The organism is Flavobacterium sp. KMS, from assembly GCF_000813005.1.
Classification (GTDB): domain Bacteria; phylum Bacteroidota; class Bacteroidia; order Flavobacteriales; family Flavobacteriaceae; genus Flavobacterium.
The window spans coordinates 515,149-532,193 of record NZ_JSYP01000001.1 but is presented as its reverse complement, the minus strand read 5'-3'; the positions used below and the strand labels follow the sequence as shown (position 1 = coordinate 532,193).

The 17,045-nt window shown below is 32.3% G+C and carries 8 protein-coding genes; 4 read left to right on the top strand and 4 right to left on the bottom strand.

The annotated features are described in order from the left end of the window. Positions 1-330 precede the first annotated feature (330 nt). Positions 331-2,244 (top strand): ABC-F family ATP-binding cassette domain-containing protein, encoded by a 1,914-nt coding sequence (locus OA93_RS02220; protein ID WP_039111487.1) that lies wholly within the window; start codon positions 331-333, stop codon positions 2,242-2,244. A gap of 135 nt (positions 2,245-2,379) precedes the next feature. Here OA93_RS02220 and OA93_RS02215 read toward each other — a convergent pair whose 3' ends face one another. Beyond that, positions 2,380-3,348, bottom strand: coding sequence for an App1 family protein (locus OA93_RS02215; RefSeq protein WP_039111486.1), 969 nt, complete (start codon positions 3,346-3,348; stop codon positions 2,380-2,382). Positions 3,349-3,409: 61 nt separating this feature from the next. Here OA93_RS02215 and OA93_RS02210 point away from each other — a divergent pair, with 61 nt between their 5' ends. The 3 genes from OA93_RS02210 (at position 3,410) to OA93_RS02200 (ending at position 6,761) form a co-directional block, all read left to right on the top strand. Then, positions 3,410-4,279: a diacylglycerol kinase family protein gene (locus OA93_RS02210; RefSeq protein WP_039111601.1), complete on the top strand. Its 870-nt coding sequence runs from the start codon at positions 3,410-3,412 to the stop codon at positions 4,277-4,279. A 166-nt stretch (positions 4,280-4,445) separates the two neighbouring features. Then, positions 4,446-5,351 carry a hypothetical protein gene (locus OA93_RS02205; RefSeq protein ID WP_039111485.1) on the top strand — a complete coding sequence of 302 codons (906 nt, stop codon included), beginning with the start codon at positions 4,446-4,448 and terminating at the stop codon, positions 5,349-5,351. A gap of 18 nt (positions 5,352-5,369) precedes the next feature. Next, on the top strand, positions 5,370-6,761 hold the full coding sequence (locus OA93_RS02200) for a hypothetical protein (RefSeq protein WP_039111484.1): 1,392 nt from the start codon (positions 5,370-5,372) through the stop codon (positions 6,759-6,761). A gap of 40 nt (positions 6,762-6,801) precedes the next feature. Here OA93_RS02200 and OA93_RS02195 read toward each other — a convergent pair whose 3' ends face one another. From OA93_RS02195 to OA93_RS02185, 3 genes are all read right to left on the bottom strand, one after another. Further along, entirely contained in the window at positions 6,802-7,947 is a 1,146-nt protein-coding gene (locus tag OA93_RS02195; RefSeq protein ID WP_039111600.1) for a peptidogalycan biosysnthesis protein, read from the bottom strand. 137 nt (positions 7,948-8,084) lie between these two features. Next, entirely contained in the window at positions 8,085-8,573 is a 489-nt protein-coding gene (locus OA93_RS02190) for a DUF1761 domain-containing protein (protein ID WP_039111483.1), read from the bottom strand. 162 nt (positions 8,574-8,735) lie between these two features. Further along, the gene (locus OA93_RS02185; RefSeq protein ID WP_039111482.1) at positions 8,736-17,036 is read right to left on the bottom strand and encodes a CARDB domain-containing protein; all 8,301 of its coding nucleotides are present in this window, start codon (positions 17,034-17,036) and stop codon (positions 8,736-8,738) included. Between the last annotated feature and the right edge of the window lie 9 nt (positions 17,037-17,045).

The window sequence follows — 17,045 nt, the reverse complement described above, 5'->3', positions numbered from 1 at the left end:
TAATCATTGGTCATCACATTAACAATTTTCAATTCTTAATATCCAAAAACAGCCTTTTTATCTTTATAGCATAATACATTCCTTTTCACTACCTTTGCATTTTTAAAATTATAAGTAAAAGGCAATATAAATTGCAATATGTTTTAGAAAAACAAGAATGAAAAATACTGATTAGAGGTTGATTAAATAAAATATTTAAAGTTTTGGTAAGCTTAAAGAAATATTTTGTTATTCAGAGAAAGGTATTTTTAATGTCTACAAAAATTAGATTTCTAGTCAAATTAGAGATATAAATTTAAACAATCAATTAGTTTATAATAACAATAATAAATGCTTAATATACATAATTTATCAGTTTCTTTTGGAGGTACTTATTTGTTTGAAGAAGTTACTTTTCGTTTAGGTGCTGGAGACCGAGTAGGTCTTGTAGGAAAAAATGGTGCTGGAAAATCAACAATGCTAAAAATTCTTGCAGGAGATTTTAAACCAGATTCTGGACAAATCGCAACAGAAAAAGAAGTTCGAATGGGTTTCTTACGTCAAGATATCGATTTTGAACAAGGAAGAACAGTATTAGAAGAAGCCTACGAAGCCTTTACGGATATTAAAGTCGTTGAGAAAAAATTAGAGCATATTAATCATCAATTGGTAACCAGAACCGATTATGAAAGCGAAGAATACAGTCAGATTATCGAAGATTTATCTGATTATACTCATCGTTTTGAGTTATTAGGAGGTTATAATTATGTAGGAGATACAGAGAAAATTCTTTTAGGATTAGGTTTTAAAAGAGAAGTATTTAATAATCAAACAGAAACTTTTTCTGGAGGTTGGAGAATGCGTATCGAGTTAGCTAAATTATTATTACAAGCTAATGATGTATTGTTGCTGGATGAGCCTACGAATCACTTGGATATCGAGAGTATCATTTGGTTAGAGAGTTTCTTGCGTAATTATCCTGGAGTAGTGGTAATTGTATCGCACGATAAAATGTTCCTGGATAATGTAACCAACAGAACTATCGAAATTTCATTAGGTAAAGCATATGATTTTAATAAACCATATTCTCAGTACTTAGAATTGCGTCATGAAATTCGTGAAAAACAATTGGCTACACAAAAGAATCAAGCCAAAAAAATAGAAGAAACAGAAAAACTAATCGAGAAATTCCGTGCAAAAGCTTCTAAAGCTTCTATGGCGCAATCGCTTATCAAGAAATTAGATAAAGTAGAGCGTATCGAGGTTGACGAAGATGATAATTCGGTAATGAATATTTCTTTCCCAGTTTCTAAAGAACCAGGTAGAGTAGTAGTAGAAGCCGATAATGTTACAAAGGCTTACGGAGATAAAGTTATTCTTAAAGACATAAACCTGTTAGTGGAACGCGGAAGCAAAATTGCTTTTGTTGGACAGAATGGACAAGGAAAATCAACTTTTATTAAAGCAATCGTTGATGAGTTTGAATACCAAGGAAGTATAAAATTAGGACATAATGTACAGTTAGGTTATTTTGCCCAAAATCAAGCTGAATACCTAGACGGAGAAATCACATTGTTGCAAACAATGGAAGATGCTGCAATGGATACCAATAGATCAAAAGTTCGTGATATGTTGGGATCATTCTTGTTCCGTGGAGATGATGTAGAGAAAAAAGTAAAAGTACTTTCAGGAGGAGAAAGAAACCGTTTGGCATTATGTAAGTTGTTATTACAACCTATAAACGTTTTGTTAATGGATGAGCCTACGAATCACTTGGATATCAAATCTAAGAATGTATTAAAAGCGGCACTTCAAAAATTTGGTGGAACTTTACTACTTGTTTCTCACGATAGAGATTTCCTTCAGGGAATGTCTAATTTGGTTTACGAATTTAAAGATCAGAAGATAAAAGAATATTTAGGAGACATTAACTATTTCTTAGAGCAACGTAATATGGAAAATATGCGTGAAGTTGAGAAAAAAGATGCTGTAAAAGCTGCTGCTCCTAAAGAAAGTAATAAAACTTCTTACGAAGATCAGAAGAAAACGAAAGCATTACAAAATCGTTTGAGTAAAGTCGAAAGTCAAATCAAACAATTAGAAAAAGATATTCAGCATGACGATAAAATGTTGGCATCTAATTATGATAAACACATCGAAGACGCTTCTTTCTTTATGGCATATAATAAAAAGAAAAAAGATTTGGATCAATTATTATCAGACTGGGAAGTAGTTCAGGAGGAGATTGATAATTTCAACGCATAATACAGTTTTTAGTCTCAGTTTTCAGTTTTTTGAAAATAAGAATATTATCTATAAACCTTTGTCAAAGTTTTCGAATTTTGACAAAGGTTTTTCAGTTTCAGCTGACATTTCACATTTTCAAAATACCTTTCACAGTTACATTATAATTCCAATCTTTTTAGAATGCTCAATGGCTTCGCTGCTGTGTTTAAAATAGCAAACAGAAACCTCAAGGTTTTCTAAATTTTTAAGGATTGCTTTCGTTGATTCTTTTTTGTTTTTACCAGTTTGCCTTATATAAACCGCTTTTACCGTTACAGGAAATATTTTGCAAATTCTTTCATATAACATTGGATCGTGTTGAGAATCATCACCTAGTAAAACATATTTTAGGTTTGGGTAAAACTCTAGGACGTGTTTGATTTTATCAAACTTATGGTCATGGTTTCCTCTGCCACTCATAAAAAAGTCGGCAATTCCGGTTTTAATATCCTTTAATAAAATTACAGCCCTTGGTAGTTCATGTATTTTGGTAAAACGAACAATAAAACTATATAAATTCCACTCGCTACTCGAGATGTAAAAAAAAGCATTTTTCTCTTCTTTGTTGTTTCTTCCTGCAGAACTTAATGCTTGATAATGCGGTACAACTTCATCAAATATTTTGCGATCATTTACGTTTCTAAACAATAAAATATATAATTTCCTGAAGAAATTATGTGTGTGCGAAACCAAAAAAGTATCATCAATATCTGATATAATCCCAAGATTTCCTTCATGAGGTCTTATAAAAGTGCTGGCACAGGATATTGTTTCGTTTTTATGAGAAATGCTAACTTGGTAATTCATCCATCCAAAACCTGTTTCCTCTTTTAAAGGAATGCAGAATTTAAAAAAACCATCATCGAGCGTTTTGGTATGAATTTGGTTCTCTCCATGTTTTAAATAAACATCGTAATTTGGGATTGTTTTTATCTGGAAAAGTTTAAGAACAGAAGTGGCATTTTTAAAACTTCGCTTTTGAAAATCATAATCATTGGCAGTCGATGGTTTAAAAACGTGTCCCATAACAATTAGTTCCTGATCATTGGCATAACCGCGATATAATTTTAAAATAGGTTTCATTAATTGCTTACTTTTGGGATAACTTGTGTAATTACTTTTGAATAAATATAAAGATAAAATTTTGAAAAGGAATATCTTATTTGTTGTAAACCCTATTTCGGGTGATCTGGATAAATCTGAGCTTATTGAGACAGTAAAATCCTATGCGGTAACGTGTCATATTAATTTAAAAGTTTACGAAACTACGGGGCAGAATGATATCAGCGAAATACAAGCGCTGTATAGCCAACATTTACCTGTTAGAATTATCGTTGCTGGTGGAGATGGTACCGTAAAAATGGTTGCCGAAGCAATGGAGGAATATGATGTTATTGTTGGGATATTGCCAGCAGGATCTGCCAACGGATTATCGGTTGATTTAAACTTACCTAAAACGCTCGAAGAGAATCTAAGTATTGCTTTTAATAACAATTATATCGAGATGGATATGATTTGTATTAACGGGAAAAAAAGTATTCATTTAAGCGATATAGGACTCAATGCCGATTTAATCAAGAATTATGAAGAAAGTGAGATAAGAGGATTTTGGGGTTATGCATCTCAAGCTTATACTACTATCAAAGAGTCTGGAGATTCTTTTGTAGTTTCTATTACAGCCAATAATCAAACGGTTGAACATGAAGCAAGAATGGTTGTAATTGCCAATTCTCAAAAATATGGAACAGGCGTTGTTATTAATCCAAATGGAGCTATTAATGATGGTAAATTTGAATTGGTTGTTTTAAAAAATCTTGATTTAATAATTCTTGGAAAAATAATTACGGGTAATATGCCTATCGATTCTGATGATATTGTTATTATTTCGACAGATCAAGCAGTCATAAAAACAAATCATCCAGTTAGTTTTCAAATTGATGGTGAGTATTGTGGCGCTCAGACTAAATTGGATATTCGTATTTTGCATAAGCAAATGAAAATTGCCATTCCTTAAAAGTGAAGTTTTAATTTGAAAAAAGAATAAAGACAAAAATCAGTTTAGGGGTAAAATTTATACAAGGGTTAGTAAAAAGGGGGAAAACCTTAACTAAAAAAGTAAGTTTTTAAATGTAAAAAAGTATTTTAGTTTTTATAATAACCCCGTCATATATTTATTAATAATGAAAAAAATATTTTTCACAATTTTTATTCTGATTCAGAGTGTAATATATTCTCAAAGTGTTGATTTGAGAAATTTGACAATGAATAGCGATTTAATCCTTTTTGTTGAATATTCAGATTTTGAATACGGAAATAGGTATATTAATGATCATTATAAAGTGGGATATATTAAGGTAAATAATTATGAGGAAATCATAAAAAATGACTCTAATATTAAATTTATAGATAAAGAAATTTTTTGCCCTCAAAGTGAAAATGATTATTACGAAAGCAGTATGATGAATGGTGAAACTTGTATGGGCATTGCGGAAGGCGTTGATTCTAATAGAAAATATTATGGTATACTGTTTTTTAAAAAAGAAAAAAAGAAACTGACGTTATTGGTGCATCTTTCGAAAAGTGATTCTGACTGGAAAAATATAATTGAGAAAATAAAAAAGGTAAAAGAAATTGAAAATTCAAAATCACCAGAAGAACGTTATGAAAAAAGTATTGACTATTATTTGAAGTGTAATGACTTGCCCAAGTATGATTTTATAAATTATTACAGACAAGTAAAAGTTTTAAAATCGGATACTTTAGTCTTAACCGAGAAACAATTAATCTTGGCGAAAGATAATTTTTTGGGGGGAAATGAAAGCTACTATAAATTGATTTCGGAAAAATTTCCCGAAGAAGTAAAACAATTTTATATTAATAAAATGAAGGAGATACTAAGCAAAAATGAAGAAGAGTATTTTAGTTCCTATGATTTTAATGAGGCATACGAAAGGGCTACAAATACAGACTATATGGATGATAGTGTAATGGGAAAGCTAAAAGAAAAATTATCTAATGAAATAACGCTTAAGGAAAGAATAGAGATTATGCAGGATTTAATTCAAAATGCTGAACAAGAAGATTAGTCGATAATATTACTATTAATGAAAAATAAACTTCTCTTAATTCTATTTGTTTTTGTGACAATCGCGAATGCGCAAAACAAAGTTACAGACATTACTAACTACGATTATTGTCAAGTTAATAGCAACACGCTTTATTTTTATAAAATTGAGAAAAAAGGGTTTACTGAAAGTCGCGGCAATTTTTTTCATAGTAATATATTCGATGTTTATGCTACAGAAAAAGTAGATTTTATAGACAAAAAATATTATGGCAGTATGGATGCGATAAAACTCTCTGATTTGAATAGTGATTTTGATTTGTTAAAAGAGTTTAGAGACAAAGTTTACTTTGTGAATCAGCCTCATTTGAAACATTTTTATTTCTTGAAGAATGATAGTGTTTTGGTTTGTAAAGTAATAAGAAAGAAAGAGGTTTGGGAATTAGAAAGTGAAAAAGAAGATGAAATACATAAGATGGTCATGGCTAATAATAAAATTATTTATTGGTCTTCACGTCTAGGTTTGATTTATAAAAAAGATAATGAGATAAAAACAAGTTTTCTGGATTTGCAAAGTGATTATAACACTTATGGTCTTAAGGTTTCCATAAAGGATAAAAATGCTGTTAATATGGAAACAGGATATTTTGAAATTGGAAAATATACTCTTAAAATAAGAAAAGACAGCAGTTATACGGTTTTTAAGGGCAATCAAAAGATCTTGGATGACTTTCCGTTAAAATATTACAATAACAAACATTTTGTTACGATCGATGATAAGACTGTAAAATTCTACAATTCTGATTTTGTATTAGACAGCACTTTTGCCTACCGTGACATTTATCAAAGATCTGGGAATATAGAGATATTGACAGAAAACAAAATTAAAAAAATTGACACTCGTGTTTTTACTCCCGCATTTTACAGCAATAGAGCTTTAGGCTGTGGAACTGTTACAAGATATGCATTGAGTATAAAACGGAACAGAATTAGGAAAATCGTTAATGCAGAAATGACTTATGGTTATACATCGATGCCTAAAAATATTTTTATCGACTCTAAAATAAAATTTGATTCGCTGCTTTTTATAAGCCGAGGAAAGACTATGGAATATTCTGTGAATGGTGGTTTTGATGATCGAGTGATATTAATAAAAAATAAAAAGGAAGGGCTTTACATGTTTAAACAAAAAAATGATACGATCACTTTGAAGGAAATAGTACCTATAAAATACGATAAGATTTATTCATTAAATGGTTTTGTGATTTTAAACAAAAACAATCAAATGGATTTTTATGATAAAGATTTTAAGGTAAATAAGATGCGTTTTTCTAATATTGATTTTTTTAGTTATAACTATTTAAGATATAAAAAAAGGAATCATACCGGAGGCTGGATGAACAAAAGAGGAATTTTATTTGATGATTTATAAAAAAGAAAGCCTATCTAATTTGGTATAATAATGGATTTAATTATTTAAACGGATTTCGTTCTTGCCAATCTGTTTTTGGTTCCAGATAATTAAATAATTTGGCGATATTATGGTTAATCAGTTTATTACTGTGTGTGATAAGTCCGTATAATTTTACTGGTTTTGCACCCACAGAACTTTTTATTTCGAGAGCAGTTCTGGCAAAAATAACTTCTTTAAAATTCCTGTTTATAGAAAGTGCAATCATGTCGTAAAGCATGTTTAAATACAGCATTTTTTCGCGCTGAACACTTTCGTCATAACCTAAAAAATAAGTATCCATTGCAGTTCCATTCATGATTAAAGTATTGAAACCAATTAGTTTTCCATCAATAAAATAACCATAAAAAAGAAACTTCTCTTTTAGTGTTTCTTTAAAAACTCTAAAATGATTCTTGGCTAAGAAAAAGGTATTAAAAGGAGCATTTTTGGCTACGTGATGATATAGGTCGTAAATAACATCTTCAAAAGCAATGATATCTTCTAGATCCATTTTTCTTTTTTCTATTCCTAGAGCTTTCTTGCGAGTACGTTTGTATTGATCGCGGTATTTTTTGGATAATGCATTAATATAATCTTCTTCGGTTTTCCAATCTTCATTGATTTTAAAAACCATATTTGGCTGGATAGAAAACGTGTAGCCTTTTTTAAATTCGGCAGAAAGCATATCAATTTCAGTTGCCGAAAAATCTTTGATAGTTGTAATATGGATTTTTTGCCCTTTCGATTTAAAATCTTTTTTTAGAGCATTGATTCCTTTGTGCAATAGTTTAATTGCTTTTGGTTGGCTTATTTTTTCAGAAAATGAATAAGCATTTTGACCTGTAAGCATGTTGTTTCCAACAAATAAAACATGGGAAGCGAATTTCTTGAAAGCAAAATTACGAACGGAAGTTTTTACACATTTATCTCGTTCTCCAAATGACTCGAGCTTATTAGAATCTAAGAATTGGGTTAGAGCAATACCAACTAATTCAGCGTCTTTAAAAAGTCCGATATAATGGCACAACATATTGGTTGGTGCCGATTTTTCTAATACTTCCAGATATTCTCTGGATAAGAAAATATTATGCGTTGCCAAGTCATTCCATGTTTCAGGAAGTGAGGCTGTATTAGTATAAATCTGGAAGGAATAAGATGCATTCAAGGTAAGAGTACTATATTGTTCAAATTTACTTAATAATAACAGAATAATATAATTTACGGTTTGTTTTACTTGTAAATTTTCCAAAAAAGAAATCCGTTTGATTTTCTAATTTCAAACGGATTTTATGTTTTAATTATTTATGCCCAGGCACAAATAATTCCTCCCATAATAGTTAGGGTAAGAATCCAATATCCGGCATGCACAAAAATATATTTCCAAGATTTTCTTTCGAATAAACCATTGATTGCTAACATAGGGAAAGCAAAGAATAAACCTGTCATGAAGCCATGAAGTGCTCCATGTTTAAAAGTGCGAAATGCAGTTCCGTAATCGGCCATAAAAGCTGCAAAAGAAGGTTTTGCACTTTCTATCATTGGTGGTCCGCCTACCATTCCTACAGCGCCCGATTGATGTATTGTTAATCCCGAAACAATTATAGTCATCATTAAAGAAAAGATGTATGTTAATACGAATATTTTAAGCATACTTCCTTTCTGGAGGTCTTCTTGAGTTACTCCAGCTTCTCTCATCCAGATAGTTCCAAATACTTTAGGGTTATACCAGATAAAACCAGTAACAAGAGTTGTTAGTGCCGAAGCAAAAAATGCTAAGAAATTCATTTCCATAAGATTAGGGTTTAAGGTTAGTTGTTCAAATTTAATAAAATATTAAATACTAATTACATTAGATGTTTTTGTTTTAAATAACTGATGTCTAAAATGTTAGGTGCGTTTTTTATTCTGTTCTATTTTGATAAAAAAAGGGATGCTTTATAGCATCCCTTTTTTCTATTTAATTAAGAAATTAGATTTATAAGTTGTTTCTGAATTGCGTAATACCAGATAATATACTCCAGTAGTTTTTAAATGGGTATGGATTTCTTTTTTAAAGTTATCGTTTACATTTATTTTATCCTGTTCATAAACAATTCTTCCTCCCACATCATATATTGTGAGTTTAAATGTTCCTTGCTCACCGATTAAAGATAGTGTGAATGTACCATTATTAGGAACGGGAGCAATTGTTAATCCTTTTTTATCTGGATTTGTATGATCATCGATAGCCAGAGTAGCATCTACTTTTATTTCTGAAGATGTTGTCTTGCTACATAAACCTGTTGTTACATAATTTAGAGAAAGAGTTTGTGTACCCTTTTGTGTCCATTTTATGGTAACAGTATTATTTGCCTGACTTACAATTTCTCCTCCGGTTACAGTCCAGTTATAGCTTTGCATATTTGGAGTAGCGGTATAGATAGTAGTAGCATTGGTTTCGGTAATAAGAGCATCTCCTGTTATACTAGCCAAAATAGTATTTATAATACCCACATTTTCATAAACAATTCCTTTTCCTTGTAAGGCACTTGTTTTTTTATGTAGTTTAGATAAATCGATACCAAATGTAAGTTCTCCATTCTCATTGAATTTCTCTATATTCTGAATTTTAAATTCAGTATCAGATACTTTAGCGATTACTGCATTTTCATTAGAGATATTTATTCCTCCAGCTTTGATTATTAAAGCGTCTTTTGTAAACTGAGATGCCGTGATTTCATCTGTAAAAAGTACTTTAAGATGCTCTATTTCGGCACAATCGGTATTGCTGGTTTTTACTGGTGTAATTGTACTGCTAAAGTCCACAACATCTATGTATGTTTCGATACTTACAGGGGCACTAGCATTTCCATATTCATCATAAGCAATGGCCTCAAAAGTATTTTTCCCGATATATCCTGTAATAACAAAACTTAAATCTCCTGCTGTTTCTATGTATTTTTTATCTACTAATACTTTACTAGTTGGAGTTATTACATAAAGTTCTATAGATTGTTTATTTTCTATAGTTTTTAGAGCGATAGATAAATCATTACCAGAAGTAATGTTATCTGTTGCCGAAATTCCTCTATCAGGAGTTATACGCATATTATTTGGAGAAGCTGGTTTATCAAATTTCACAGTCCACATCGTGCTTGTATTACCAGTTCCATAATTTCCAGATACATCTATAAAGTTAGATTGATCAATTACTAGTTTGTATCCACCTGCAGTATGGGTATGTTCTCCTAATCCCGAGATCAGATAATGTAAATCATCCTGTTTTGTAACAGTTAATTTAGCATTTAGATCCACACTTCCTTTGTATAGCTTAATCCAGCTAGCTTCAAAATTATTTTTTAATGGTTTATTTAAAACTATCTGCATATCTGTTACGTTCTGGCTATTAAGCGCTCCCTGATATTGTGGCTTAAAGCTATCTACTTCTGGAACAACTAAATCAACTTTCCATTTATGAGATTGTACTACTAAACCTAACGAGTTATCTTCGGCTTTCATAGATGGCAAATCAACAGTTAATTCATATTCTCCTTTTTCCAGATTGTATTGGTTTAATCCTACGATAGTATATTTTTGATTGTTCTCCGTTACTATCGAAATGTTATCCAAAGGTTTTCCGTTTAGCTTTAATTTGTCTTTAGTAAACTGGATTGGTTTTACTATTTTATTAAATGATATTTCAATGCTATTTACGGCTTGGGCTTCTGTTTGATCTGTTTTAAACTGAATGATTCCTAATTCTCCAATTATTTGTGTCCAGGAAACAGATTTACCTTCAACTCCTTCGTTCTCTTCCAGATCTTTTATTCCTGCACATTGCACTGTTAGTTCATAATAACCAGAAGCAACGGTTAGTGTTTTAATGTTTAATACATAAGTAGAATCGTTTACTTTACCTATAAAACTATCATTAAAAGGGATTTTATTTCCTTGGTGAATTAATGTTATGTTTTGGGCAGTAAAGGTGCTCGGGTTTATGGCTTTATTAAAGTTTACCTGAACAGATTCTACTGCTTTGGTTGTTGTTGACGGAATGCTCTCATAAGAAGCTACTTTCGGTACATTGGTATTTATTGGTGTATAATACAATGTGTATTTTTCTAATCCTGATATTTTGTCAACAAAATGAAGATTGTTCTCATATTTAGGATCTGCTCCATCTCTTAATGTAACAAATGTTTGCCAGAAGTTTAGCAAAGGCAATTCCAGTTGATCACTGTTTCTAACAACTTTTACAAGTTTGTATTTGTCTCTACCCGGATCTGTTAAATTACCATAATTCCATCCTGTTTTAGACGAGTTCATAGTTAGAATTGTCGTTACCTGAGTTGGTGAAATAGGGTTAGAAATAGTTGCGGTACTTACTTTATATACTTCGTCACTTCCGCCATTAGAATAATAAATAGCATCAGGAACATCGTTTATATCTGCGATATCATTTACTAAGAAATCGGCTATGTTATCATGTCCAGCCTCATAAGCCTTTATGCTTTTAATAAGTTCATGAACATAAGATGCTTTTATTAGGCTCAGATTTTTATTTCCGTAGCTGCTCAAATGTTTTACTTTTAAATCATATTCTATAAAATGTCCTAACAATGTACTGGTAAACCACCATTGTCCGATAGCAGCTTTTTGTGGTTCAATATTTCCAAAATCTACATTCAGTAAACCTAATTGTTTAGGCTCATTATTAAAGTTACTACCGATGATTTCAAAATCAATTAATAGTCCTTTTTTGTTTTCGATAATTTCAGGTTGCACAGATTCTACCTGAACATTTTTGGCTTGACCGTAACCTTCATTTTTAATTAATAATGCCATTTCTGCAGGAACCATAGGCTCTACTTTTTCGGTTAATGGGTCATCTCCAATAATATCACGCTGCATAAAATAATGCAGTACTAAATCTGGGCTTGGATTTACTTCCAGCGTAACTGGGTATAATTTTATTGTTGCTATTTCTCCTGTATTTGGATCCAGATAAGATAATGTTCCTCCAAACGAATAAGATTTAGCAACTGTAGGAGCAGCCTCTTTTGTTGGTATAAAAAGTACTGTTCCAGATTTGTTACTTTGCGGGCCAACAATTCCTGTTCCGCTCAGGAAAGCATCTTTATTAATTTGGAATAGATGGGTCATATCATTTCCAGATTCGTCTGTGATTATCAAATCTAAGTTTATGTTTTTTATTGAGTTAAGATCACTACCATTGTTCATAGTTAAAGTACCTTCAAAAGCTTCTCTGGTCATCGTCATTTTTTGAGAGAACTTTACTGTAACTGTGGCACAAACAGAATTAGATGATTTTCTGTCTACATATTCTTGTAAGTCACTTTTATCTTTTTCATACATTTCGTAAGCAGAAACAAAACCTCTTGCTTTTGTATGGTCTGCTAATTCTTTTGCCTTTAAGGCATAAACATCTAAACTATCTTTACTAATAATGGTAGCATATTGTGCATTTGGAGAAGTAATTCCTTTATTCCAGGCTTCTACAGACTCATTCCATCTTTGACTGAATACATTTATGTCGGCAGCGCTAATATCTGTTAAAACAAACCTGCTTTTCATAACAGCAATATCTGTTTCGGTAAAAATTTGTTTCTTATCTAAGTTTGTGGCTACTTCTTTTACAAAATCAGGGAAACTTTCGCTTTCAAGAATTTTATTGTTATTAAAAATAAGTTCTTTTTTCTTGGTAAAAGCATCGTCTGCAGCTTTTAATTTTGTTAAATCCTGTTCAATTACTTCGAACAAGCTTGGTCCTGCGTTTCGACCTGTTATTGAAAGTCCCAGACACGTTTTTACCGCGCTTAATGCTCCCCATATACAACCATAAGTCTGTTTTTTTATGAGGCATCCGATTCCGCTTATTATTGCATCTTCCCAAGTAGTCGATGTAAGTAGAGAAAGCCCACAACTAAGAAGAACTGTAGGTGGATAACAGGCTAGAACTGCAGTTCCAATGGCAAATGCACATGGGTCACATGTAATATTGGCATCATAAGTAAAATCGATTGGGGAATAACCGGTTCCTCCTGGTACAGGACAATTTCTACAATATACATAATTTGGACCATTAATTACCGGAATGTCTACAGGTCCTGGATTGGTACATTCTCTCGAAAAAGAAAATGAATGTGGTACAGCTACCCAATGACTATCAATACATTGATACGTATACCAAGCCATTACAACTGCATCACAAGGAGCTGTTGATGCTGCCGCTCTTAATATGGTTCCCGTCATTCTTTCGACCTTAACAGGAATTTGGATAGATTGTTTGGCTAATATATCTATTTTATCAATTAATGGTGTAAACTTATATTCGTTGTCACTCGGAAACTGCAGATATACATCTTTGGCAGTAATAAGCCCTTTGTTTGTAAGGGTTGCCATTAGTATATAGCTACTTCCTTTGGCTATATCCTGAACTTTTTTATCCATTTCTACGACAACTACCGGAATGGGAACATTGGTTTCGTATTTTACAACAAGTTCAGTTTCATATTTATCTTCTATTTCTGTAGGTTTTACAGTCCATTCGTAGCTGATTGCCTGATAAGCCAAATAAATACTTTGCTTGTTAACTTTACCCGGATCAACCAAAATATTACTTTGATGATTACTGTGTTTGTCAGCCGTTACGGTTAAAACATAACTTCCTTCTGGAAGATTTTCGGCATTAAATAATCCGTTTTGATCAGTTACTCCTTCTGCAACAATAACGCCCGAGAATGGATGACGTACTACTACTTTTGCTCCTTTTAGATGTGGTGCTTCTACAGTATTGTATGTATAGTCATCGACTGCATCAATAAGTAAAGAACCTTTGGATTCGGATACTGTTTCTATTTTAAAAGGGACACTAATTCCTTGCCCATTAGCAAGAGATATTGCTAAGTTTCCAGATAGAGGAATGTTAACTTGTTGTTTCTCTGTAGGGGCTAATTCTAATATTATATTAGCGGTTTCATTTGGAGCTATTTTATCTATAACGGATTGACTTTTAAGTTTCATCCAGTCTAGTTTAGGTAATTCCACTTTTACTTTTTCGGCATCTATAGCTCCAGTATTGGTAATTGCCAATTCATAATAGCGAGAACTTCCTTTGGTCATTGTGGTATTAATACTCACAGGGTTTGCTACTATTTTTGCTGTTTGAATTTGACAATGGTAATAAGCTAGAGCTGTTAGTTTTGCTCCTTCATCAGATGAGATGGTAAAGTTAATAGGGTAGTACTTCTCTTCTTCAGAAGCTTTATCGGCTAATATTGTATAGTTTAATATGGCTTCTTGTCCTGCTGCCAGTGTTAATGGCGTTACTTGAATGTTAAATCCAGCATCTGCAGGAAGTTCAACTTTTATATTAGTTAGCGCAGTTTTGCCATTGTTTTTTAATTTAAACTCTCCTTTAAAAGGTGTTTTTTCTACTACTTCCCATTTTAAATAACCAGATGGTTTGTTGGTCCATTCAAAACCAATAATGTCAAATTCTGCTTGTGCAGTATTATTCGTTCCTGGGTAACCAGCACTTACGCCATAGTGCCCGTTTTCTGTTTGTAGCGGTTCAAAATCATAAGCAAAGTTTCCAGAAGCATTTGTTGTAACGGTATATAGGCGAACAAAGTTTCCGCTTGTAATCGTGATTTCTACTTCTTTGATTGTAGCAGGAGAATTATTGAGCATTTTGGCAGATCCGGTTATAGTAACTAACTCACCAGATTTGTATAATGATTTAGCTACGGTAGCGGTTGCAAAATAACCCGGAAGTAATTTTATTTCAGTATTGGCTTCGTTATTTGTAAATGTTAATTCGTCTGTTTTTTGATTTGAATTTATAGTTACAATTAAAAAATAATCGCCAGCTTTTTCAGGGAGCTGAATAGGTTTAACTAAATTTAGTGATTTTCCTGCTTCGATATCTTTGTCTAATTCGGTAGTTGCCAGGAGGATTGCATTTTTTGTAGATTTATCTTTAGAAAGGTAATATTCTATTTTAGAACCTTTGGTAAGAATGGCAAATCCTTGATTGGTAATTGTTGTAGCTACTTCGATGTTATCTTTTCCTGTTGCTTGAGTTACAGTGTTTATTTTTGTAATAGTAGCATCAGGTTTATTTTGATCGGTTACAATTATCCACGCAAATCCAGAACTATAATTGTCTGCTTCGGCTTGAACACGTATGGTTTGATCTCCTTTTTTATTTGGATCTATTTTAGTGCTTATTTCTATCTCTATGGCTTCTTTTCCTACAGGAATAGTAGCAGTTGCAGGAATAGATACAATTGTAGGAGCATCTGACGAAAGTCTGACAGGAATAGCTGTCGATGTATCTACAGTATTTCTTGCAATAGTTATTTTTGCAGAATTTTCTTGTCCTGCCTTAACGGTTGTAGGGTTTGCTTTTACAAACAAAGCAGGGCCATTACTATCTAGTATGGTAATGGTTTTTACCAATTGGCTTCCTCCGTTTCCTGCAGCAACTGTACAGTTACAAGAAGGAATATAAGCATCTGCGGTTACTTTTACAGTTTTTGTTCCATCGACAAGTCCGTTATTTATAACTCCAATATTGATTTTTTTCTGGTTTACATTTGCAGGAAATTCAATAATATCGGGAAGAATTAAAGTATTTGCTACATTGGCAGACAAACGGATTTTTATGCTAACGTCTGTTTTATCCAATCGCTTTATGATAGCATAAGTTGCATAAACTCCATCTCCTTTAGAAATGGTTTCGGGTGTTATCTCGAATTCAAAAGTAGGAATGTTCGAGCTTTTTAAGATGATTTCGGTGCTACTAGCCTGGAAACCTTCGGCTCGGATTGTAATCTTTCCTATTACTGTTGCTTCTGGTACTTTATTGTCTCTAACCTGAACAGAAAAAGAAACACTTTTGCTTCCTGATGGAAGAATGATTTCTGATGGGATATTCCAACGGGAATTCTGATCAGCAGTAATGCTGAATTTTGTGTCTTTGGTTTTTGCAAAATCGGTTTGTAAAGTAACAGTAATTATCTCCCCATCTGTGGCTGTTGTTTTTGATGGTGTTAGTGTAATTAATGAAACCTCATCATCTATAATTTCGATATTATTCGAAACTGTAGGGTAATCATTGCCCGTTACAGATAACGCTACTGTTCTATTTCCATCGGCAGCAGTATTGTCTACAGGTTTTATATAAAAAACGACAGATGATTGGTCTTTAGGGATTTTTATACTCGCAGGAAAATCTAGTTGTCCGTTTTGCGAAGCAGCAAGTTGATATGTTTTATCAGTGCTTCGGTCTCCGCTTTGGGTTATGGTTGCCCGGATTACTTCTGTTGCATTTTCGGGAATAGATTTTTTATCTAAGGTTAAATACAATATTTTTTCGAGCAATATTGTATTGGGACTAATAAGTTTATTGTTGGCTTGTAACGCATCTGGTTCTTTTACAGATGGATTAGGAACCAGGTTTATTTTTATTTTTACGTTTCCGTCTATCCCTATAATTTTAGGAAGGTTGAAAGTAGCATTTCGGCTAATGGTTTTCTTGCTTTCTAAATCACCATCATAGGAAACACTTCCTAAATTATACTCGATACCGGTTGTTTCCGAAATTATACTAATTTGTTCTGTCCATCCTCCAGATGCAATACGATCTCCGATGTTGTTTACTCCCCATGACAATGTAATTTTTCCGTTAGGAGTAATCTGAGATTCGCTGCTTGTTATACCCGAAATAGTTAAATCGGGATATTGTGCTGTTGCTATTGTAAGTATTCCGTTTGTATGGTTTGAGCCTATGTCTATTGCATTTTTAGAACTCAATACAACACTAGAAAGGTTTAGGTTATGAGTTTGCCCAGACGGATAATTTATCGGAATTTCGATTGGAATTTCTAATAAAGTCCCGCTATTTCCTTTAAAAGGATTACTTGTTAGCGAGAGAATTATAAAATGATAATTTCGTGGATTATTCTTCTCGATGTTTGCATAAACAGCGTGATCTCCTTTACGGCTATCACTTATTTTGCTTGCTTTTTCGTTAATGATAAGTCCTTGTGGAACTGTTAGCGTAAACTCAGCTCCAACTACTTCATCTGTATTGGATAAATCGATCAAAATTTTTGATTCTTCTCCTGGTCCAGCAGTTGCATTTATAACTTTTAGACTATTTTGGGCATAAGTAAGTGTTCCTAAAAACAGAAGAATAAATGCAAGAAAGGGTCTTAATTTTATAGGGGTTAATTTAGTAGATGTCATTTTAATAAA

Excerpts from the sequence above, each read along its gene's own strand:
- OA93_RS02190 (WP_039111483.1), bottom strand. The coding sequence starts at position 8,573 with ATGGAAATGAATTTCTTAGCATTTTTTGCTTCGGCACTAACAACTCTT.
- OA93_RS02185 (WP_039111482.1), bottom strand. The coding sequence starts at position 17,036 with ATGACATCTACTAAATTAACCCCTATAAAATTAAGACCCTTTCTTGCA.
- OA93_RS02215 (WP_039111486.1), bottom strand. The coding sequence starts at position 3,348 with ATGAAACCTATTTTAAAATTATATCGCGGTTATGCCAATGATCAGGAA.
- OA93_RS02205 (WP_039111485.1), top strand. The coding sequence starts at position 4,446 with ATGAAAAAAATATTTTTCACAATTTTTATTCTGATTCAGAGTGTAATA.
- OA93_RS02200 (WP_039111484.1), top strand. The coding sequence starts at position 5,370 with ATGAAAAATAAACTTCTCTTAATTCTATTTGTTTTTGTGACAATCGCG.
- OA93_RS02220 (WP_039111487.1), top strand. The coding sequence starts at position 331 with ATGCTTAATATACATAATTTATCAGTTTCTTTTGGAGGTACTTATTTG.